The organism is Mucilaginibacter sp. BGA-UO-ETr-C110 (assembly GCF_059567985.1).
In genome coordinates, this window is sequence record NZ_JCAQPB010000002.1 from 5,436,115 (window position 1) to 5,457,496 (window position 21,382).

At 44.4% G+C, this 21,382-nt stretch carries 17 protein-coding genes; 6 read left to right on the forward strand and 11 right to left on the reverse strand.

The genetic code is table 11. From position 1 onward, the window contains the following. Positions 1-163: 163 nt before the first annotated feature. On the forward strand, positions 164-886 hold the full coding sequence (rsmI, locus tag AC57BQ_RS23380) for a 16S rRNA (cytidine(1402)-2'-O)-methyltransferase (protein WP_090473859.1): 723 nt from the start codon (positions 164-166) through the stop codon (positions 884-886). A gap of 207 nt (positions 887-1,093) precedes the next feature. Beyond that, the gene (gene lnt / locus AC57BQ_RS23385) at positions 1,094-2,722 is read left to right on the forward strand and encodes an apolipoprotein N-acyltransferase (protein ID WP_496408551.1); all 1,629 of its coding nucleotides are present in this window, start codon (positions 1,094-1,096) and stop codon (positions 2,720-2,722) included. A gap of 287 nt (positions 2,723-3,009) precedes the next feature. On the opposite strand, the gene AC57BQ_RS23390 is transcribed toward lnt, so the two are convergent. From AC57BQ_RS23390 to AC57BQ_RS23415, 6 genes are all read right to left on the reverse strand, one after another. Further along, the gene (locus AC57BQ_RS23390) at positions 3,010-3,864 is read right to left on the reverse strand and encodes a BadF/BadG/BcrA/BcrD ATPase family protein (RefSeq protein WP_496408552.1); all 855 of its coding nucleotides are present in this window, start codon (positions 3,862-3,864) and stop codon (positions 3,010-3,012) included. Beyond that, entirely contained in the window at positions 3,861-4,241 is a 381-nt protein-coding gene (locus AC57BQ_RS23395) for a response regulator (RefSeq protein WP_496408553.1), read from the reverse strand. The genes AC57BQ_RS23390 and AC57BQ_RS23395 overlap by 4 nt, the downstream gene beginning before the upstream one ends. A gap of 66 nt (positions 4,242-4,307) precedes the next feature. Next, positions 4,308-5,624 (reverse strand): TolC family protein, encoded by a 1,317-nt coding sequence (locus tag AC57BQ_RS23400; protein WP_496408554.1) that lies wholly within the window; start codon positions 5,622-5,624, stop codon positions 4,308-4,310. Positions 5,625-5,722: 98 nt separating this feature from the next. Continuing rightward, positions 5,723-8,848 (reverse strand): efflux RND transporter permease subunit, encoded by a 3,126-nt coding sequence (locus AC57BQ_RS23405; protein ID WP_496408555.1) that lies wholly within the window; start codon positions 8,846-8,848, stop codon positions 5,723-5,725. Positions 8,849-8,967: 119 nt separating this feature from the next. Then, positions 8,968-10,050, reverse strand: coding sequence for an efflux RND transporter periplasmic adaptor subunit (locus AC57BQ_RS23410; protein WP_496408556.1), 1,083 nt, complete (start codon positions 10,048-10,050; stop codon positions 8,968-8,970). Between the two features lie 34 nt (positions 10,051-10,084). Beyond that, complete coding sequence (locus tag AC57BQ_RS23415) at positions 10,085-10,519, reverse strand: MarR family winged helix-turn-helix transcriptional regulator (protein ID WP_496408557.1); 435 nt, start codon at positions 10,517-10,519, stop codon at positions 10,085-10,087. A 328-nt stretch (positions 10,520-10,847) separates the two neighbouring features. On the opposite strand from AC57BQ_RS23415, the gene AC57BQ_RS23420 reads away from it, so the two are divergent. Together AC57BQ_RS23420 and AC57BQ_RS23425 are read left to right on the forward strand one after the other, a co-directional pair. Next, a complete protein-coding gene (locus AC57BQ_RS23420; protein WP_496408558.1) occupies positions 10,848-12,653 on the forward strand; it encodes a M61 family metallopeptidase in 1,806 nt (601 codons plus the stop codon). Between the two features lie 363 nt (positions 12,654-13,016). Continuing rightward, positions 13,017-14,342, forward strand: coding sequence for an APC family permease (locus AC57BQ_RS23425; protein WP_496408559.1), 1,326 nt, complete (start codon positions 13,017-13,019; stop codon positions 14,340-14,342). A gap of 10 nt (positions 14,343-14,352) precedes the next feature. Here the strand turns inward: AC57BQ_RS23425 and AC57BQ_RS23430 are convergent, their stop codons facing one another. From AC57BQ_RS23430 to gltX, 3 genes are all read right to left on the reverse strand, one after another. After that, entirely contained in the window at positions 14,353-14,766 is a 414-nt protein-coding gene (locus tag AC57BQ_RS23430) for a hypothetical protein (RefSeq protein WP_496408560.1), read from the reverse strand. A 296-nt stretch (positions 14,767-15,062) separates the two neighbouring features. Beyond that, positions 15,063-16,373: a Xaa-Pro dipeptidase gene (locus AC57BQ_RS23435; protein WP_496408561.1), complete on the reverse strand. Its 1,311-nt coding sequence runs from the start codon at positions 16,371-16,373 to the stop codon at positions 15,063-15,065. 64 nt (positions 16,374-16,437) lie between these two features. Continuing rightward, positions 16,438-17,961, reverse strand: coding sequence for a glutamate--tRNA ligase (gene gltX, locus AC57BQ_RS23440; protein WP_496408562.1), 1,524 nt, complete (start codon positions 17,959-17,961; stop codon positions 16,438-16,440). A 165-nt stretch (positions 17,962-18,126) separates the two neighbouring features. Here gltX and AC57BQ_RS23445 point away from each other — a divergent pair, with 165 nt between their 5' ends. Together AC57BQ_RS23445 and AC57BQ_RS23450 are read left to right on the forward strand one after the other, a co-directional pair. Further along, positions 18,127-19,347: a sensor histidine kinase gene (locus tag AC57BQ_RS23445; RefSeq protein WP_496408563.1), complete on the forward strand. Its 1,221-nt coding sequence runs from the start codon at positions 18,127-18,129 to the stop codon at positions 19,345-19,347. Next, complete coding sequence (locus AC57BQ_RS23450) at positions 19,325-19,843, forward strand: DinB family protein (RefSeq protein ID WP_496408564.1); 519 nt, start codon at positions 19,325-19,327, stop codon at positions 19,841-19,843. Before AC57BQ_RS23445 ends, AC57BQ_RS23450 begins: the two co-directional genes overlap by 23 nt. Before the next feature lie 76 nt (positions 19,844-19,919). Here the strand turns inward: AC57BQ_RS23450 and AC57BQ_RS23455 are convergent, their stop codons facing one another. Both AC57BQ_RS23455 and AC57BQ_RS23460 read right to left on the reverse strand, forming a co-directional pair. After that, positions 19,920-20,294, reverse strand: coding sequence for a DUF6249 domain-containing protein (locus AC57BQ_RS23455; RefSeq protein WP_496408565.1), 375 nt, complete (start codon positions 20,292-20,294; stop codon positions 19,920-19,922). Positions 20,295-20,598: 304 nt separating this feature from the next. Next, a complete protein-coding gene (locus AC57BQ_RS23460) occupies positions 20,599-21,288 on the reverse strand; it encodes an SIMPL domain-containing protein (protein ID WP_496408566.1) in 690 nt (229 codons plus the stop codon). Positions 21,289-21,382 lie beyond the last annotated feature (94 nt).

The following is a 21,382-nucleotide window of genomic DNA, read 5'->3' on the forward strand; positions in this document are numbered from 1 at the left end:
TTTTTAGGCAAAGATATAAATAAGTCGATAGTCCATAGACTATAGTCAATAGATTTTAAGATGTGGTCGATAGACCATGGTCCATGGACGATAGTTGATGGAAATCGGGCATGCAGATAAAATCTATGGACTATGGACCATCGTCTATGGACAAAATATAACCATGAACGAAAAAGGTAAACTATACTTAGTACCCACCCCAATAGGCAACCTGGAGGATATTACCTTGAGGGCCATCCGTGTTTTGAAAGAGGCCGACCTGATATTGGCTGAGGATACGCGTACATCGGCGCCATTGCTGAAACATTTTGATATTCATCAGAAAGTTTTTTCGCACCATCAGCATAATGAACATCAATCGTCAAACGAGATCGTGAAATTTTTGCTGGAAGGGAAAAACATCGCCCTGATATCTGACGCGGGGACGCCTGCCATATCCGATCCGGGTTTTTACCTGGTACGCGAGGCCCTGAAATTTGATATCGCGGTGGAATGCCTGCCCGGGGCTACGGCCTTTGTGCCGGCGCTGGTTAACTCGGGTTTCCCTACGGATAAGTTTTGTTTTGAAGGGTTTTTACCGCTGAAAAAAGGCCGCCAGACACGGTATAAATTTTTGGCCGGGGAGGAACGCACGATTATACTTTATGAATCGCCGCACCGTTTACTGAAAACACTGGACGAAATGGCGACTTATTTTGGTGCCGAACGCCAGCTATCCGTATCGCGAGAGCTGACCAAAATGTTCGAGGAAACTGTTCGGGGTACGGTAGCCGAGGTAAAATTATATTATGAAACACATCCCGCAAAAGGGGAATTCGTGATTTGTGTGGCTGGGGCCGAAGCCAAAACATCGAAGAATAAATATAAAGACGACGAAGAGGAATAAAAAAAGGGCCTGTCATCCTGAGCCTGTCGAAGGACGCGCGCAGAGGTCTGCCCATTATGCTTTAAAAAAATAAAAAATATGTCATTGCGAGGAGGAACGACGAAGCAATCTCGTAGCTATTCTTATTAATGAAAACGCGAGGAGATTGCCACGCTGCGCTCGCAATGACATACTGGTTTTTCTCCCGATCAATAGGATAAATAACAAATGAAAAAAAATCTTCCTTTAGCCATACTTTCCGGATTACTATTATGGATAGCATGGCCGCCTACGCCTTATACTACCTTTTTGCTGTTTATTGCTTTTGTGCCGATGCTGCTGGCGATGGAAAACATCATCCAATCCACATCGGCTAAAAAAGGAAAACAAATATTTACCCTAACCTTTATCGGTTTTTTTATCTGGAACGTGGGCTCTGTTTATTGGGTGTACAACGCGCTAAAAATAGTGGGCGACCTGGTGGCTATCCCCATTTCGCTGATCCCGTATTCGCTGGGGCCGTTACTTATGGCCTTAGCTTGCTGGCTGTATTACCGCTTGCGACTGGTAACCAGCCGGAGCCGGGCTTTAGCTGGCCTGGTTTGTTTATGGATTGGCTACGAATACCTGCACCAGAGCTGGGATCTGAATTTCCCCTGGATGACCCTGGGTAACGGTTTCGCGGTGAGTCATCAGTGGATACAATGGTATGAATATACCGGTGTTTATGGCGGCACCATTTGGGTATGGGCGGTAAATATCCTGGCTTTCTTGATCTATGTTGGTTTGCGCGAGGCTCAGGATAAAAAACTGCGACTAAAACTGATCACCGCCTTTGTGCTGCCGATTTTGCTGCCGATTAGCTTTTCATTATATACTTATTACAACTATACCGAACAGAAAAATCCATCGAACATAGTGGCGGTTCAGCCTAATATTGATCCTTATGCAAAAGAGAACGACATCCCCGCTAATCTGCAAATCGATATCATGATCCATCTGTCGCGGAGTGTGGCTCAGTCAAATACCGAGTTTTTTTTATGGCCGGAAACCGCCATCCCGGAATATATGAATGAGGATGGTATCAACAATAATATTTACTTTAAACAGGCGCAGTATTTTTTACGCAAATACAAAAACAGTACTTTGATAACCGGGGGCGAAACTTACCGGTTTTATAATAACAGGGCAACACCAACTGCCAGTGCAACACAACAGCCCGGTGTATTCGCAGATAATTTTAGCTCGGCCATAGGTATCGAAAACAGTGGGAATGTACAGATCTACCATAAATCGCGACTGGTGCCGGGTGCTGAATCGCTGCCTTTTGGCAACACCTTATCCTTCCTTAAACCAGTATTTGAGCATTTGGGTGGTGCCACGGGCGCTTATGGCCCTCAAGCAGATGCAGATGTGTTTTACTCACAAAGCGGTATCGGTGCCGATCCGGTGATCTGTTTCGAATCTATCTGGGGCGAATATGTGGCACGTTCGGTGCGGAAAGGTGCTCAGTTCATCGCCATTATTACCAACGATGGCTGGTGGGAAAATACATCGGGTAAAGACCAGCACCTGGACTATGCCAAGTTGCGGGCCATTGAAACCCGTCGCTGGGTGGCGCGCTCGGCCAATACGGGTATCTCGGCTTTTATCAACCAGCGTGGCGACATCGTACAGCAAACTAAATGGTGGACACAAGCCGCCATTAAACAGGATATTAACCTGAACTCGGAGCTTACTTTTTATGTAGAGCATGGCGATTACCTGCCCAAAGCAGGTAGTTTTGTAGCTGTTTTGTTGATTGGGTTTGTGGTGGTGAAATTGAGGTTTAGGAAGAAACTTGCTGCAGTGGTTTAAACGAAAGAGGCGATTGAAAAACAACGTCATTGCGAGCGTAGCGTGGACAACCGACCGGAGGGAGCTCATCACAATACCTTTAAAAAACAATTAATAACATTAATAATCCCCGATAGGCATCGCATCTCTGTAAGTAGGGGATTGCCACGTCGTTCCTCCTCGCAATGACGCGCGGAGAGGAGGACTTCACCCTCACTTACCATGCAAAAAAGCAAGGGCAGGAGCGATTCCTTCCCTCGGGAAGGGGAGGAAGGGGTTTCAACTATGAGTTCGAAACTATCATAAGCCTATTCCTCGTTCCTCTTCAAAATAAAAGCCATCAGATCATTGATCGGTTGTTTGATCACTTTGCCGGTTTTTACACCCTGTTGATGGCAAAGCGTAGTTAACTCCTCGGCAAAAAAGTAGGCGATGGAGCCCACAAAATGGCATTTATAGCGGTGGTATTCCGGGTATGATTTGATGTTGCTGTCGATAAATTCCAATAAGCCCCTTTCCAGCAGTTCCTGTCCGTAGGGGGTGGTTTTTATTTCGCTTACAAAACGCGAGAATGAGGCCAGGTAGGTATTGGCATTGGGCTTTTGATATACGTTCTTGATCACAATCTCTTTATTCAGTCCGTATGCTTTATCAAATGCCTCGTTGATATCGGCGGGCATATTGCCATACAAGAAATCGGTGATGAGGGCCTTGCCAAACCAGGTGCCGGAACCTTCGTCGCCTAAAACAAAACCCAGGCCATGCTGACCGTCGTGAATGTTTTCGCCATCAAAATAGGAAATGTTTGACCCGGTACCCATCACACAGCAAATGCCTTTTTCGTGTCCACAAGTGGCATAGGCACAGCCTAAAAGGTCACTGTCGACACTGATAAAGGCTTTGCTGAACAGCTGGCTGATAGCGTTTGAAACGATCTCGTGCCTGTCTGGACTGGAGCAGCCGGCCCCGAAAAAATATATTTCGGAAATATCATTGGCATATGCTACCATATCAGGCGCCTGATCCTGTATTATTTTGGCTATTTCTTTTTCTGTTAAAAAGTATGGGTTTAATCCGGCGGTTTTGAATGATACTGACTCCTGCTGTGGAAGGCTGAGCAGCCAGTCTGTTTTGGAAGATCCGCTATCGGCAACTAAGATCATGGACAAATTTCTTCGAGCGCTTTAACTGTTAATGGCTTATGTATAAATTGCGTAATATACTTGTTTCCTGCCGACTCCTTCATGTCTGTTGGATCAAGGGAGGAAGAAAGCATAAATATTTTAATATCTTTTTTATCGATCAAAAGCTTATCATACTCCTGCAAAAACTCAAACCCGTTCATCAGGGGCATGCGGATATCTAAAAAGATAACATCAGGTTTTATAGTACCCTCCCGGAGCGAATTTATTGCTTCGGCAGGCGATTGTCTTACAATGATCTGCTCTGCGAAGTTACTGCTTTCCAAAATCCTGCGCGTAACAAAGTTGTCGATGTAGTTATCATCAATCAACAGGCAGGTTTTGTAGGGGATTAACATTGTTTCAAAAATAGCTTTTTAAAGCAATTTAAGAAACATACCCCATAAATAAATACTTATTAGTACTTAATTAATATTAATACTGCTGGTAATCTGTTTTAAAGTAACTTCTGCAAGTTTTGACTGATACTGAGCCGCAAAGAACTTGGATTGCGCATCCAGGTAATTACGCTGGGCTTCCCGTATTTCTAAGGGCGTAATATTACCCAGCTTATATTTTTCTAATGATATATCCAGGTTCTTTTTAGCTATGGTAACGTTGGCCTGTCCCAGCCTGATCAGATCCAAACCGGATAAATAACTCACAAAAAAGTTATTGATCTGTGCTTCTACGTTAAGCCGGGTTTGTTTGGCGCTGATGTTGGCATTGTCGATCTGTATTTTCGCGTTCTTTTCGCGCCTGTTCTGGTTAAAACCGTCAAATATGTTAATGCTTGCAGTCAACCCATAATTTAAGCCATGCACATTTTGCGACAGCGTAAAGCCTGCCGGTGTTTTGCTATTAGAAAAAGTATAGCCCGAAGTTAAACCCACCTGCGGGTACCGCGTTGAGCGTACCTGTTTCAGGTTGATCTCGGCCAGGCGCTTATTGATCTGTGCCGATAAAATGGCCGGGTTTTGTAACTGAGCGCTGTTAATAATTTCGGCAAGCGTTAGTTTATCATCAATCAGGATGGTATCGGCTACCGTGAAATCGGTTTGCAGATCTCGTATCAATAACTGGTTAAGCTGTATTTTGATAGCCTTGAACTGCTGGTATTGGGTAACCAGGTTAGCCGTATCGGTATTGAGGTTAACCTGCGCGTTCAGCACATCCAGTCCGGAAGCGCGGCCCACCTTGTACTTGTCGTTAGCATAACGCAATTGGGTACGTGAAATATCAATGGCCCCTTTGAGCGCTTTGATCTGCTCATTTTGATTGATGAGGTCATAATAGGTAGTGATCACACTGGCAACAGTGGTTTGGATGGTATCCTTTAACCGGATAGCGCTTAAGGTATCAACGGTTTTTAACTGATCATAGGTGGCAAACATATTAAAGCCATCAAAAATGGTCCAGTTAAGGTTTACGCCATAACTATTATTGGAGTTATGGGCATTGATATTATTCACCGTCCCATCATTACGTGTTTGCTTGGTGTTTTGCCTGCTGTTGTTTGTAGCAAAATTACCGGTAAGCTGCGGTAAAACACCCGCGTTACCCAGGGTAACATTATTTGCCGCTATGGTAGAATTATTTTGCGACAGCTTGATATTATAGTTGTTTTTAAGCGCGATTTCAACGGCCTCTTTCAACGTAAGCAAAGGGGCATCCTGCGCCCAGGCCGTTATGCTAAAAACCAGGCTGCAAAAAATAAAGAAAACTATTTTTTTGATGATCATATTTTTTTTATTTCGGAGTTCGGATTTTCGAATTCGGATTTATCTTTTGTTTGTTTTCAATCATTCGCTTTTGGCTTTGTGCCTTCTGCTTTTAGCTTTCAAAGATTTTCAATCAATAGAGGTGTTTTAGTCTCGTTTGCTTCCGCGTCTTCCGGTTCATGCTCGGGATCGCGGCGGGTTTTGGAGGCGAAGATCACATACATCAGCGGAATAATGTAAAGGGTAAGTACCAGGGAGAACAACATACCACCCATAATTACAATACCCAGCGATACACGGCTTTTGGCACCCGCGCCCAATGCAAAGGCAATAGGCACAGAGCCCAGCACAACGGCCAAACTGGTCATTAATATCGGGCGTAAACGAGCGGTAGCGGCCTCAACTGCGGCTTCATATTTAGCAACGCCATGTTCCATGCGCTGATTGGCAAACTCCACAATGAGGATGCCGTTTTTGGTTACCAGGCCCACCAGGGTAATGATACCGATCTCGCTGAAAATATTGAGCGTTTGGTTAAACAGCCATAGGGATAAAAATGCACCCGAAATGGCCAACGGTACGGTGAGCATCACAATAAACGGATCCATAAAGCTCTCGAACTGGGCCGCCAAAACAAGGTATATCAGCAACAGTGCAAAACCAAAGGCGAATAAGATGTTTGATGAACCCTCGGCATAATCCCGTGAAGGGCCGCTTAGCGCGGTACTAAAGGTATCATCCAATATTTCTTTAGAGATCCGGTCCATCTCCTTGATCCCATCACCTACTGTACGACCAGGCGCTAAGCCCGCAGATACAGTTGCCGATTTATAACGGTTAAAGTGATAAATAGCCGGAGGCGTTGCACCTTCGGTAACTTTTACCACGTTATCCAGCTGTACCAGGCCGCCTTTGGTACTGCGCAGGTAAACGGATTTCAGATCGAGCGGCTGATCGCGGTTGGCGCGATCCACCTGGGCAATTACCTGGTATTGTTTACCATTGATCAGGAAGTAATCTAAACGACCGGCACTATAATATAGTTGCAGGGTTTGGGCAATATCATCAACAGATACCCCCAGATCCCGTGCCCGGTCCCTGTCGGTAACTACTCTTAATTCGGGCTTGGTGAATTTGAGGTTGACGTCGGTTCCCTGGAATACCGGACTCTTGGATACTTCGGAGAAAAACTTAGGCAAGGCCTTGCGTATTTTTTCGAAATCCTGGTTCTGAATTACATATTGTATGGGTAGCGAAGTCCGGGCGCCGCTACCGCCACCGCTAATGGTTTGCTCTTGTATGACATTGGCGCGGGCATCGGGCATACGGCTTAACTTTTTGCTGAGCCAGTCGGCCAGTTGTTGCTGGGTTCGGCCACGCTCATCGGGAGCCACCAAACCGATACGACCAAAACCTGAGTTGGCCGAACCACCACCGAAGGATGGCGAAACGATCTCGAAATTAACCCGGGCCTCCGGAATGGAATCGTCAACCAGTTGCGATACCTTATCCATGTATTTGGTCATGTACTCATAGGTAGCACCTTCAGATCCGGTAACGCTGTAGCGTAATAAGCTACGGTCATCCAGCGGAGCCAGTTCAGATGGGATAACCTGTACCAACACACCAATGATAATAAGGGATACCGCCAGGATCACAAAAGAAACCCACTTTACCTTCATAAACTTAACCAGCGTTTCGGTATAGGAGTTGGTCATGTTCACAAAGAAAGGTTCGGTACGCTCGTAAAACTTTGATTTTTTGTTGCTCTTGCGGATCAGCTTTACATTCAGCATCGGGGTTAATGATAGGGATACAAACGCCGATATCAATACCGCGCCCGCCACCACCACCGCGAACTCACGGAACAAACGGCCGGTGAAGCCCTGTAAAAACACAATAGGTAAAAACACCGCTGCCAGCGTAACCGAGGTTGATACTACCGCGAAAAAGATCTCGGCAGAACCTTCAAAGGCAGCCTTGCGGATAGCCATACCGGCTTCCACCTTTTTATAGATGTTCTCGGTTACCACAATACCATCATCCACCACCAGGCCCGTTGCCAGTACAATGCCCAGCAGGGTTAATATATTGATAGAGAAACCAAAAATATACATGATGAAAAATGCCCCGATGAGCGATACCGGGATATCGATGAGCGGACGGAAAGCGATAAGCCAATCGCGGAAGAAAAGGTAAATGATGATCACCACCAGCACAAAGGATACGATCAGTGTTTCCTGTACTTCGGAGATAGACTGGTTGATGAACCGGGTATTATCCAGCGCCACATTGACCTTAATATCCGGCGGAAGGTCTTTTTTGATCTGATCCAGGCGTTTGTAAAAATCTTTGGCTATCTGTACATAGTTGGCGCCCGGCTGCGGCACAATGGCCAAACCGATCATCGGCACGCCCGATTCCTTAAAAATAGTTTCCTCATTGGCCGATCCTAAAACGGCATAGCCCACATCGCGCAAACGCACCACACGGTTACTGTCAGATCGGATGATGAGGTCGTTGAAATCTTTTTCGGTAGATAATTTACCCAGGGCCCTGATGGTAACCTCGGTATTGTTACCTTCAATTTTACCGGCAGGCAGCTCCACGTTCTCTTTAGTTAAGGCCGCGCCAATATCTGTCGCGGTAACGCCCTGTGCGGTTAATTTATTAGGATCTATCCATAAACGCATGGCGTACTGGCGCTGTCCCTGTATGTTAATGGTACTTACGCCGGGAATGGTTTGCAGGCCTTCCTGCAATACGTTTTCGGCATAGTCATCCAGCTGGTTAATGTTACGGGTATCGCTCTGTACTTCCAGGGTAATGATCTGATCGGCGCTGGCATCGGCTTTGGTAACTACCGGTGGCGCGTCAATATCCTGTGGCAGCTGGCGTTGTGCCTGGCCAACTTTATCGCGCACGTCGTTCGCGGCGGTTTCCAGATCGGCATCCAGGTCAAACTCTACGGTAATATTGCTGGAACCCACAGAACTGGTCGACGACAGGTTACGGATACCCGGTACACCATTGATCGCTTTCTCCAGGGGTTCCGTGATCTGCGATTCAATTACATCGGCATTAGCACCGGCGTAGCTGGTGGATACCGAAATGATGGGTGGATCGACAGAAGGGAAATCCCGCACCCCTAAAAATTTATAGCCGATGATACCAAACACAACAATAACTACTGACATTACTGTTGCCAATACCGGCCGCTTTATACTGACTGAGGATAAACTCATAGCTGTTTTATTGAATTACTTTATATTTAGCCTCACCTAAATCCTCTCCAAAGGAGAGGACTTTAAAACAAAATTTTTTAGAACCCTCTCCTTTGGAGAGGGCAGGATGAGGCAACACTCTATTTAATAACTTTAGCAATTTTTAAAGGAACCTTTGGTCGCATTTGTATAATGCCCGATACCACTACACTGTCGCCCGGTTTCAGGCCATCAATGATCTGTATTTTGGTATCGGTGCGCATATCAGTTTTTACAGCCTTACTCACCGCAACACCATTTTGGTAAACATAAACCAGGTTGCTTTTCAGGTCGGGGATAACGGCCTGGGTTGGCAGTAAAATAGTTTTAGCTATCTGGTCAAGTGTTAAGTTAATTTTAGCAAAGCTGCCGGCTGTTAATAAACCTTTTGGATTTGGCGCTTTGGCCCGTACGGTAAGTGTGCGCGAGTTAACATCAATGGCCGGGTCAATAGCATACACCGTAGCCGTAAAGTTTTCCCTGGAGCTTTCGGTAGTGAACCTGATCTTGCTGCCCGGACCAATGATAGAAAGGTATCTTTCCGGAACAGAAAAAGTAACCTTTGCCGGATCGATATTAACCAATTGCGCGATGGATGTCTGTGGCGACAGGTAACCACCCGGGCTCACATTCCTTAAGCCGATAGTGCCCGAAAACGGCGCCCTGATCTCGGTGCGGGTTATTTGCGCCTTGATCATATCGCCCTGGGCTTTAAAAGAATTTAAGGAGGTTAAAGAAGTATCATATTCCTGTTGACTGATGGCTTCTTTTTCCAACAATACTTTATTGCGGTATTCATTTTGTTTGGCCAACGCTACCTGGTAGTTCACTTGTTTAAGCGATGCTTCCAGGTCCTGGTTATAAACTTTAACCAGCAACTGCCCTTTTTGCACTTTGCTGCCTTCGGTAAAATATATGCCGGTAATGTTGCCGGCGGTTTGGCTCACCAGGTTTACCTTTTCGTTGGCATCAATTGAGCCGGTTACATCTATTATATTGTTTATAGTAGTATCCTTTACAATCATAATGTTAACGGAAACAGGACCGTTCTTCTTTTTGCCGCCTTTGCCTCCGGCAGCTATAGCAGCAGCAGATTCCTTGGCGCTTTTGCTAAAGAACTTGTTGTAAATTAAGTATGCAACCAGCAAAGCCAGCGCGGTGTAAATGATATACCTTGTTCTCATATTAAATGGATCATTTTTGTGATTTAGTTTTTGATCAGGTTGTTGTTAAGGGTTGTATGTTGTTTTGCATGCGCAGTAATACACTTTCAAATATTTTCATATCGGTCTCAGAGATCCCCTTAGTAATATCGGCATTAATGTTTTTAAAGGTGGCCAGGATATGCGGAACCGCGAGCTTTGCCTTTTCGGTAACTTTCAACAATTGTTCGCGGCGGTCGCTCGGGTTGTTTTCCCGGTAAACAAATCCTTTGGAGGAGAGCAGATTAATGATGCTTACAATGGCCGATTTATCCTTGCCTAGTATTTCGGCCAGCGCTTTTTGTGATAATTGCCCATCATGATAGTAAATAAGCGATAACACATAATGATAGCGGTCTACGTCCAGGTGTTTTGTACTTTTAGCGAGCAGGCTTTGGTACAATTTACCCAAACGTATCAGTTTGCGGGATATGGGTTCAATTAACGACATTATAAGGTAGCACAAACTTAATCAGTAGACAGCATAAATAGTTGTATGTATCAACCATTTTACAAGGTTAATTTTAGGTTATCTAATGTGATAGGAGCCTACTTACCGAGCGGGGTGCAGCCGACTCATCCCGGCATCGCTATAAAGTATAACAAATTAAAATCATGTCATTGCGAGCGTAGCGTGGCAATCTCGTCGCGTTCATCTTACATGCTACGAGATTGCTTCGTCGTTCCTCCTCGCAATGACATGGTTTTGATTTGTTTTCCAGCGAAGCTGAAGCGCAATGCCGCGTGCAGAGAAATTCATAATTTTTTTAACTTGCGCCATGAAACCATTTAAACATATCATTACTTTTTTATTAATCATATCTTATATGAGTCCATCTATCAGTGAAGCGCAAACTACTGCTAATATATCCTACACAGTATCTTTTCCGGAGGCACAGGCGCACTATGCTGATATCGAAATGCATATTTCGGGCTTAAAGCAAAACACGCTCGACCTGAAAATGCCCGTGTGGACACCCGGCTCATACCTGGTGCGGGAGTTTGCCAAAAACATCGAAGCTTTTAGCGCGGATGCCGGCGGGAAAACAGTAGCATCGCCCAAGATCAATAAAAACACCTGGCGTATTGCCACCAAAGGCGTATCCACCGTAAATATTAAATACCGGGTTTATGCCAACGAGATCTCGGTGCGTACCAGCTATATCGACGCGTCGCATGGCTTCCTGTCGAGCTCGGGGATCTTTGTTTACCCGGCTAATATGCTGCACCAGCCATCAACCATCCACATTAAACCTTATAAAGACTGGGCTAAGGTTTCAACCAGTCTGGAAATGGTGAATGGCGATCCTTTTACACGTGTATCGCCCAATTATGATATCCTTTTTGATTCGCCTATTGAAGTGGGTAACCAGGATGTTTTTGGTTTCGACGCATCGGGCGTAAAATATGAGGTTTGTATGTATGGTGGTGGTAATTATGATAAAGAACGCCTGAAAAAAGATATGCACAGCATTGTGGAACAGGAGGCCGCCATTTTTGGCGAAAATCCTAATAAACATTACGTTTTTATTGTGCATAATCATTTACGTGGCGGCGGTGGTCTGGAGCATTTGAGCTCTACGGTTTTAGGCGCTTCGCGCGAGAACTATGCGACAGAAAAAGGTTACCAGAGCTTTTTGGGCCTGGTGGCGCATGAACACTTCCATTTATGGAATGTAAAACGCCTGCGCCCGATAGTATTAGGTCCCTTTGATTATGATAACGAAAACTATACCACCAATTTGTGGATAGCCGAAGGATTTACCGAATACTATCAGGAAATAGCGGTACGCCGTACCAACCTTTATCCGCCAGAAAACTACCTCGATGTATTGGCCGGAGAGTTCAACATCCTGGAAAACCTGCCGGGCAAAAATGTGCAGACTGTTGCCGAATCGAGCTTCGACGCCTGGATAAAAGCATATCGTCCGAACGAAAACTCCAACAATACCACCATATCCTACTACAACAAAGGGGCGATAGTTGGGATGATGCTTGATTTGGAGATCATCAACAATAGCAAGGGCAAATACGCCCTGGATGATGTGATGAAGTATATGTATACCGAATATTACAAAACCAAAAAACGCGGCTATACTGATGCGGAGTTTAAACAAGGATTTGAAAAATTTGCCGGTAAAAAACTGGACGATTTTTATAAAAAATATATCAATGGCCTAACGCCTGTCGACTATAACAAATATCTTGGCTATGCGGGCTATAAAATAAGCGATGAACTGGCGGATAATAATGATCCGGCATTCGGCGTGGTTACGGCTACTACGGCCAATAAAAAAGTAATTGTGACCAGCGTTACCCGCGGAACATCGGCCTATATCGACGGTATTAACGTTAATGATGAGTTGGCAACTATTGACAACGAGCCTGTTGCCGACGCGGCAACCATGCTGAACGGTAAAAAAGTGGGCGATAAAATAAATGTGGGCATCATCCGCGATGGGTTGCAACTTACCCTGCCGGTTACCCTGCTGAAAAACGCACGTGTTAAATATAAAATTGTACCGGTAGATAATGCAACCGCACAGCAACAGCTGGTGCGTAAAAAATGGCTTAGTTTGCAATAGAAACATACGCCGGAACCGGAAATAATTTCGTATATTTAAGTATATAAACTCCATGGCCCTGCTTACTTGAAAAGTGTAAGCAGGGCCATTTGCTTAAAGGGATAAAAAGGGTAAAAAGTAAGCTGTTTTTTACTTAGTTATTTGAAAATCAATCCTATAAATCTTTTTAAAGGTTTCAAAACCCACTAAAAATTTGTTAAAAAGTGTTAAAATCGATGGTTTTGATTCAGTTTTGAAAGGTTTTTGACCCGTTTTCATCTGCTTTTCGCGCCGAAAAGTGTTAAAATCAGGCTTTAAAAAGTATTTTAAAAATGTACGTTGTTTGATTTTTGTAATAAAGGCTAAATTGTATTTTTATAACTTATGCCATCAGCCGCAGCCTTAAAAAAAATCAGACCCATACAGCTTGTCGCTGTTATTTTCTTTACCGTCTCGGGCGGGCCATATGGTCTGGAGCCACTGCTGAGTTATGCCGGCGATCATGGCGCAATTTTAATCCTGTTAATAACCCCATTGCTTTGGGATGTACCCGCTATATTCACCGTGCTGGAACTGAACAGCATGATGCCCATCACCGGCGGCTATTACAAATGGGTTAAATATGCCCTGGGCACGCGCTGGGGCTTCTATGAAGGCTGGTGGACCTGGCTCTACACTTTTGTCGATCTGGCTATATACCCGGTTCTGTTTGTACAATATGCGTCGTTCTTTTTTCCGGTTTTGCTACAGTACCAGGTGCCGGTATGCCTGCTCATTATCTGGGCATCGGCGGGCTTAAATATACTGGGGATAGTGCCTGTGGGTAAAGTATCGCTGTTTTTAAGCGCGGCAGTACTGGCTCCGGTTATTATTTTAATTGTTTTGGCTATTCATAAGCATAGCGGCAGTTTGAGCATTCCCTCGCCCTCATTAAAAGGAATTACTTTCCCCTCGTTTGGGATGGCACTATATACCGTGATGTGGAACTGCCTGGGCTGGGATAATATCACTACCTATGCCGAGGAGGTTGAAAAGCCGGTACGATCATACCTGGTATCCATGATCATAGCTTTTATACTAGTGATGGTGGTTTACTTTTTTATCACCTGGATAGCCCAGCAATCGGGTATAAACCACGATACGTTAACCAATGACGGTTTCCCGGCATTAGGGGTATTGATTGCCGGCAGATGGTTGGGTGTTGTCATAGCGGCGGGAGGCATGGCTAGTACGTTGGGTATTTACGCGGCGGTATTGTTATCGGTATCGCGGGTACCACAGGTAATGTCCGAAGATCATTTGCTGCCGGCTGGTTTGAACAAGCTGCACCGCCGCTTTAAAACGCCGTACGTATCCATCATTATTTGCTCGCTGGTGGTTAGCTTTATGGTACTATGGACCTTTGCCGATCTTTTGATCATTGATGTAACAGTTTACGGCGCAGGGTTATCGCTGGAGTATATAGCACTGGTAAAGCTGAGGTTAAAAGAACCGCTTAAGGCCCGGTCGTTCAGGATCCCCTTAAATATCACGAGCCTTTGCCTGGTATTGATTTTTCCTTTTATGGTTTACGCGGTGGCTTTGGCTGGGGCATTATCATCAACTCCCGAAGCATTGAAAGCCGCGGTGTTTGCCGTAGCCGCATTACTAAGCGCCGAAGTGGTATGGCGTATTATTTTGATCAGCAAGCCTCATTTAAAAGCGAGTTGATTGGAACGATTTAGTTAGAAGCTTTAGCAAGTAAATTGCTAATAGGGGCGTCAAAAATTCCGGATAAAACACCCGCGATATTTTTGCCCTCAGCTGGTTTTTTGAAATCCTCGGGATAAAAGATATGATCAACCCCAAGCACTTTTAACAGACTATCGGTTTTAGTGTGGGCTTTGGTTTTATAACAATATACTTTTATTTTACTGTAAGCAGGATTGCTGCCTATGCGGCGTAGTATTTTTTCGATGTCCTTAATCAGGTGATCATAATCAAATATGACTATGTTGGGTTTAGTTTCGTGTATGGTAGGGAAAATACTACTTACCGTAGAAACATGCCTGAACATTTTATTGTCAGACAGTAATTCAACCGAAAAATTATCGGCAGCAACCAATAACACGTTTTTAGATCGTATGCGGATCATAACCAATTAATTAAGGGGGTTCATAAAATTAAATTTTAAATATCATTCCTCCAAAATATTATTGCCAATTGTAATAATATTGATACAAAAAACAGACATTAAAGACATAAAAACTTGCCTGAAAATCAATGAACTTCTTTTTTTGAAATTAATTTTCGCTAAAGTAAATTCAGGTGCCTGTTCAGTTGCCATATCCCGCTGTATCACAGCGGGATATTATTGGAGCTTTATTACGATAGATAGTTTGTATTTGTTACCTCGTTTTTAGGTATTTAGATATATTTAAGTTTATTAATTTATTGATGCAATTCATCCTTGTATACTTCGCCGCCTTTCATTACAAAAGGGATGTTCTCCAGGCTGGTAATATCAGTTAGGGGATCGGTTTTTACCGCGATAAGGTCGGCATATTTGCCTTTGGAGATTGAGCCCACTTTGGCCTGCCAGCCTAACAGATCGGCAGCGTTATAAGTGGCCGATTGTATAGCCTGCATAGGGTTTAAGCCAAACTTTACCATGTATTTGAACTGCTTGCCGTTCCAACCATGGGGATAAACCCCTGCATCGGTACCAAAGGCTATCTTAACCCCGGCTTTTACCGCTTTTTGAAAACTCAGGCGTTGTGTTTTGCCAACCAGACGTTCTTTATTGATGATCTTTTCGGGTGTGCCATGTTTGGCATAATCACTCAGGATGTAATCGTCGTTATAGATATCGGCAACCAGGTAGGTGCCATGTTGTTTCATGAGAGCTATAGCTTCGTCGTCAAGGAAACTACCATGCTCAATAGAGGCCACGCCTGCTTTTACGGCCATCTTTATAGCTACAGTTCCGTGAGCATGGGCACAGGCTTTAAGACCCCAAAGATGGGCTTCATCAACAATGGCGTTCATCTCTTCCTGGGTAAATTGCGGCGCGCCTACACTTTCCTCTTCGGAGAGTACACCGGCACTCGCCCCAAATTTGATTACTTCTGCGCCGTATTTAATATTATAACGCACTTGTTTACGTAGCTCATCAACACCATTGGCTACACCACTCATTTGCTTGGGGCCAACCCAATCCAGATATGGCGAAAAGCCGTTCAGGTCACCATGACTGCCGGTACTGCCAATAAACAGCGTAGCGCAAAGCATACGCGGGCCGGGAATATCGCCATGATTGATGGCGTTGCGAAGGGCTATATCAATAAAAGCGGCAGCGCCCACATCCCGGCAGGTAGTAAAACCGGCAAGCAGGGTCCGTTTGGCATAATTGGGAGCTATTACTGCGTAATCAACCGGCGATTTACGGAAAATATCATCATAATAATTATCACCGGGTTGTTGGCTCAAATGGGTGTGGCAATCAATTAAGCCGGGCAAAACCGTGGCATTGCTGAGGTCAATGATCTTTGCGCCTGCCGGTATGCTAATATTATCGCCAACCGCTTTAATGGTATCATGGTCAACCACTATGATCTGGTTGGTAAGTACCCTGCCTTTTTCGGTATCAATAAACCGGCCGGCTTTGATATATTTAACAGAATCGGTCTGCTGTGCAAAGGCGCTTATAACGCAAAAAAGCATCAGTATGCTGCTGATGCCTTTAAAGTAAATTTTATTCATGTGGTGGGATTATGTTGTTATCCCAATAATACGGCTTTTTTACTTGCCATTCTACAGCTAAGCTTTAAGCGGTAAACGCTTCCAAAGCTTTGGCTATCCTGCTGATAGTTTCCTGCCTGCCCAGGAGTGCGGCTATGTCAAACACATGAGGGCCAAATTTGCCCCCAACCAGCATAATACGGAAAGGCAACATGACATCGCCTGCTTTTAAGGCTTTCTCGTCCATGAGGGCTTTAAAAGCCTCCTCAAAGCTGTGGGCTTCTAAAGCGGTTTGGTCGCTGTTTAATAAAGCAGTAAGCGCGTTAAAAAAGTCGGTTTTAGCATCGGTCCATTTAGGTTTTACCGCGTTGAGATCATATTCTTTGGGTTGCTCAAAAAAGTATCCCGCCTGCTGATAAAAATCGGCCAGTAAAACGCAGCGGTCTTTGATGAAGTTAATTACAGTTAACAAGTAATCATTATTGGTTACTGCAATACCTTTATCAGCCAAAACAGTGCCCACTGCCAACTGTAAACTGCTGGCCTCAGACTTCTTGATCCATTCGGCATTGAACCATTTGGCTTTTTCAAAATCAAATTTAGCGCCGGCTTTGCTCACCCTGTCCAATGAGAATTTTTCGATCAGTTCGGCCAGCGTAAACAATTCCTGGTCGGTACCATCGTTCCAACCCAGGGTAGCCAGCAGGTTTAAAAATGCTTCGGGTAAAAAACCCAGCTCGCGGAAACCCGGGGTAAGTTCGCCGGTTTTAGCATCAAACCAGGTCATGGCGTATACCGGGAAACCCAAACGGGCACCGTCGCGTTTACTGAGCTTGCCATGGCCGTCGGGTTTTAATATTAAGGGAAGGTGCGCCCATTGCGGCATATCGGCTTTCCAACCCAGGTAATCCCATAACAGCAAATGTACGGGTGCCGATGGCAGCCATTCTTCGCCGCGGAAAGCATGCGAAATCTTCATCAGGTAATCATCCACAACCACAGCTAAATGGTAGGTAGGCATACCGTCGGCTTTGAGCAATACTTTATCATCAACCTGGTTGGTTTCAAAACTTACGTGCCCACGGATCATATCATTAAAGCTGATGGTTTCGTCGGCAGGCATTTTTATGCGGATCACGTGTGGGGTACCGGCATCAAGCAAAGCATCCACCTCATGCTGTGGTAGTGAAATTGAATTGCGCAAGCTATCGCGATAGGCCTGTCCGTATTGAAAATTAGGGATCTCTTTACGGTTCTTGTCCAGTTCTTCGGCGGTGTCAAACGCGTAATAGGCGTGGCCCTGCATTACCAGGCGTTCGGCATATTCGCGGTAAAGCGCTTTGCGCTCACTTTGACGGTATGGGGCATAAGGGCCGCCAACCACCGGACTTTCATCTGGTTGTAAGCCGCACCATTTCAAACAATCTAAAATATATTCTTCGGCACCTTCTACATAGCGGGTCTGATCGGTGTCCTCAATTCTTAAAATAAAATCGCCATGGTGTTTTTTGGCGAATAAATAGTTAAATAATACGGTGCGTACGCCACCCAGGTGCAAACCACCAGTTGGACTTGGCGCAAAACGAACTCTTACTTTTTTATCGGTCATGATGGGGCAAAGATAAGTTTTTTACCATGTGCAGATATGCAGATTTTAGATGTGCAGATGAAAAATGACGGGCAATCGATTATCTGCATATCTGCACATTTGAAATCTGTATGTCTGTAACCATCACATTTGAAATAATTTTACGTTATTTGGAGTGTGCCCAGTATGAACCCATACCAACAGAAAAAGCGCTGGAAATATTTTCTGCTCGCGTTTGCCGTAGTTATTGCCTTTGGCTCTCTATTTTATACCCGCTATCTGGTTAAAAATATAGCCCGCTCTGAGCGTACGCGCGCGCAGGTTTGGGCCATGAGTATGAAGCAGTTATTTAATTCGGACGATGACGACTTTTTGCAGTTTACAACAGGTGTGCGTGATAGTTTAACCGTGCCGGCCATTGTTACCGATGAAAAGGGTGATATTAAATATGCGCGTGGGTTGGATACTACTAAAGTCTTTGTAAAGCTTCAGGCCGAAGGAAGCAAGACAAAGAAATACGATCTGGAATATTTTAAGACCGAGCTGGAGTACATGAAAAACCAACACGCGCCTATTAAGCTTAAGCTGAAAATGCTGGGCGAACAATGGTTTGTTTATTATAAAGATTCGCCTTTATTGCAACAATTGCGCTTGTTTCCATATGTTCAGCTTACGGTGATTGCTATATTTTTGCTGATGGCTTATACGGCATTTAGTTCGTCCCGAAAATCGGAGCAGGATCAGGTTTGGGTGGGATTGGCCAAAGAAACAGCCCATCAGCTGGGTACTCCCATATCATCATTAATGGCCTGGATTGAACTGATGAAGGAAAAGTTTAACGCCGAAGGTGATACCCTGATAGCGGAAATGGAGAACGATGTACAGCGCCTGGAGATAGTGGCCGACCGTTTTTCAAAAATAGGATCGAAACCGGTACTGGAAGAGCATGCCGTTTATGCCGTGGTTAAAGATTTTGTTGATTATTTTAAAGTGAGGGTAAGTAAGAATATCAGCTTTGAAATGACCGGCAACCCACACTTAAAGGCCGGGCTTAACATTCCTTTGTTTGATTGGGTATTGGAGAATTTATTGAAAAATGCGGTGAACGCTATTGAAGGTAAGGGTGGGATTCATATAGAGATAGGCGGTAATAAAGTAAAAAATCAGGTTTTTATTGATGTGACCGATACCGGTAAAGGCATACAAAGGTCTAAGTTTGATACTGTTTTTCAGCCAGGTTATACTACACGAAAGAGGGGCTGGGGCCTGGGATTGTCGCTAACTAAGCGTATGATAGAGAACTACCACAACGGGCAAATATTTGTAAAAGACTCCGAAATTGGTAAAGGAACAACATTTAGGATCGTTTTAAAAAACACGCGTAATGATAAGCAAGCCATCTCCTGAAGAATATTCGCCATTTGCAACCGGGTATGTGAACCTGGTTCCTGATAATCATGTTATTGAACTACTGGAACGCTTAATGGAATCGAGCTATCAGTTGTTCAGCAAATTGACAGAAGAGCAGGCTGCCTATGCCTACGCGCCCGGTAAATGGACGGTTAAACAAGTGCTTGGCCATATGATAGATACCGAACGGACCTTTGCTTACCGGGCTCTTGTTTTTTCGCGAAACTATATTGAACTGCCGGGTTTTGATCAGGACATATACGTAAATAACACTGATTTTAACGCCCAAAGTATACAGGATCTGGCAGCGGAATTTAAAGCCACCCGCTTATCCAATATTTATATGATCAGGGGATTTAGCGAAGAGCAATTGCTGCGTACCGGTATTGCCAGCAATCACCTGTTTTCGGTAAGGGCTTTTGTTTATATGATGGCCGGGCACGAATTATACCATCTACAATCTTTTAAAGAAAAGTATCATATTTCGAACTAAATATCGAAAAACGCGCTAAACGCCGAAAAGCCTCTGTTAAAACAGACGCTTTAAGTCGACGGATTTATTTTTCTGATTATTTCTGCAGCGTGAGATCATCTTTGTCCAGTACTTCCTTCTTTTCTATCCGGTAGGACAGGATCAATCCAGCTCCGCCGAAGATGGCAATCAGGGCAACATAAAGGAAAAATGCCTCATCGTCCATATAACGGAAGATAGTATGATCTAAAATAAAGGCCAGGAACAAACCAATACCAGAGCCGATAAGCAGTAATCCCCATTTTAAGTTTTGGTAAGGGGCTGATTGTGGTTTGTAACTACGTGGATCCATGCCACGTTCAATCATTGATAATTTTTCGCGCTTGTTCAGGTAAACGATCCCGAAGATCATTGCGAAGAAGCCGAGGGGTACTAATATTCCAGCTAATACACCCAGTTGAGCAGTTTCCATATTGTTTAAATTTTAATAGGTTAATTAAATTTTTTCTTGTTTCTAAATCACCAATGCGGTGTATTTGTAGGTTATGACTACACTGTTTTTAAACAGGTTACACCCTTTGTGAAAAAAAATTAACCTATTCTGGCAATTGCAGAATCGACTCACCCGATCCACGCTTCGCTGGATCACCCTCTCTTCGGCTTTGCCGCAAAGAGGGTTCGGAAAGGGCTGGATATAAAAAAGAAAACCCCTCTTTCCGCCGAAGGCGAAGAGAGGGGTGTCGAGCGGAGCGATGACGGGGTGAGTCGTCGTCGCCTTACTTTATCTCAAACGTAGCTTGTATCTGGAAGCTCAGTTTTATCTTTTTAAAGTCGATGTCTGACTCTGCAGGGCCGGCAGCATCTGCGGCAGCTGATTTAAACATCATCATGGCGCGTGGTTGTGGAAAGCTGCTGTTATCGCTTTCACTGATACTCAATGCAGAACCTAATTTATCGCCTAGTCCATTTACCAGGAATGCAGCTTTATCGCGGGCTGATAGTAATGCTTTTAGTTTCAGCGTGTTTTTTAACTCGTTGATTTTAGAATAGTCATAGCTCTGAATGTTGGTTGATTGGATCCCTTTTGGATCAACCTTAGCCAGTATCTGGTTGTATTTATTCAGGTCGGTAACTTTAACCAGGTATTGTTTGCCGGCCAAAAAATCAGGGGTTTTTTTCTTTTGATAGGTGTTGTTCCAGGCCGAAACATCGTTTATGGTAAAATCTTCTTTGGGGATACCGGCGTCTTTTACACCTTTTTCCAATTGGTTTTCCAAAACATCAATAGTTACCCGGTTTTTACCGTTCATATATTCCTGTAAGGAAATGGAAACATATATAATGTCGGGAGTAACTTCCTGTTCGGCAATGCCTGTAACTTCAATTTTGCGGCGCAGGTCAACCGTTTGTGCAAAGGTTCCATAGGTAGTCATAAGTAATGCTGCAAGGATAAATAGCTTTTTCATGGGGTAAATTGTTTTTTAGATTGTGAAACGATCACGAACCGCATTTGTGTTTGTTTGGCAGTTCATAAATGGTTTCATGTGATAGTTATTTTAT

Bases quoted from the DNA above. Each gene is read 5' to 3' on its own strand.
- AC57BQ_RS23410 (WP_496408556.1), bottom strand. From the start codon at position 10,050: ATGAGAACAAGGTATATCATTTACACCGCGCTGGCTTTGCTGGTTGCA.
- AC57BQ_RS23395 (WP_496408553.1), bottom strand. From the start codon at position 4,241: ATGTTAATCCCCTACAAAACCTGCCTGTTGATTGATGATAACTACATC.
- gltX (WP_496408562.1), bottom strand. From the start codon at position 17,961: ATGACCGATAAAAAAGTAAGAGTTCGTTTTGCGCCAAGTCCAACTGGT.
- AC57BQ_RS23400 (WP_496408554.1), bottom strand. From the start codon at position 5,624: ATGATCATCAAAAAAATAGTTTTCTTTATTTTTTGCAGCCTGGTTTTT.
- AC57BQ_RS23445 (WP_496408563.1), top strand. From the start codon at position 18,127: ATGAACCCATACCAACAGAAAAAGCGCTGGAAATATTTTCTGCTCGCG.
- rsmI (WP_090473859.1), top strand. From the start codon at position 164: ATGAACGAAAAAGGTAAACTATACTTAGTACCCACCCCAATAGGCAAC.
- lnt (WP_496408551.1), top strand. From the start codon at position 1,094: ATGAAAAAAAATCTTCCTTTAGCCATACTTTCCGGATTACTATTATGG.
- AC57BQ_RS23415 (WP_496408557.1), bottom strand. From the start codon at position 10,519: ATGTCGTTAATTGAACCCATATCCCGCAAACTGATACGTTTGGGTAAA.
- AC57BQ_RS23390 (WP_496408552.1), bottom strand. From the start codon at position 3,864: ATGATCTTAGTTGCCGATAGCGGATCTTCCAAAACAGACTGGCTGCTC.
- AC57BQ_RS23435 (WP_496408561.1), bottom strand. From the start codon at position 16,373: ATGAATAAAATTTACTTTAAAGGCATCAGCAGCATACTGATGCTTTTT.
- AC57BQ_RS23460 (WP_496408566.1), bottom strand. From the start codon at position 21,288: ATGAAAAAGCTATTTATCCTTGCAGCATTACTTATGACTACCTATGGA.
- AC57BQ_RS23425 (WP_496408559.1), top strand. From the start codon at position 13,017: ATGCCATCAGCCGCAGCCTTAAAAAAAATCAGACCCATACAGCTTGTC.
- AC57BQ_RS23455 (WP_496408565.1), bottom strand. From the start codon at position 20,294: ATGGAAACTGCTCAACTGGGTGTATTAGCTGGAATATTAGTACCCCTC.
- AC57BQ_RS23405 (WP_496408555.1), bottom strand. From the start codon at position 8,848: ATGAGTTTATCCTCAGTCAGTATAAAGCGGCCGGTATTGGCAACAGTA.
- AC57BQ_RS23430 (WP_496408560.1), bottom strand. From the start codon at position 14,766: ATGATCCGCATACGATCTAAAAACGTGTTATTGGTTGCTGCCGATAAT.
- AC57BQ_RS23450 (WP_496408564.1), top strand. From the start codon at position 19,325: ATGATAAGCAAGCCATCTCCTGAAGAATATTCGCCATTTGCAACCGGG.
- AC57BQ_RS23420 (WP_496408558.1), top strand. From the start codon at position 10,848: ATGAAACCATTTAAACATATCATTACTTTTTTATTAATCATATCTTAT.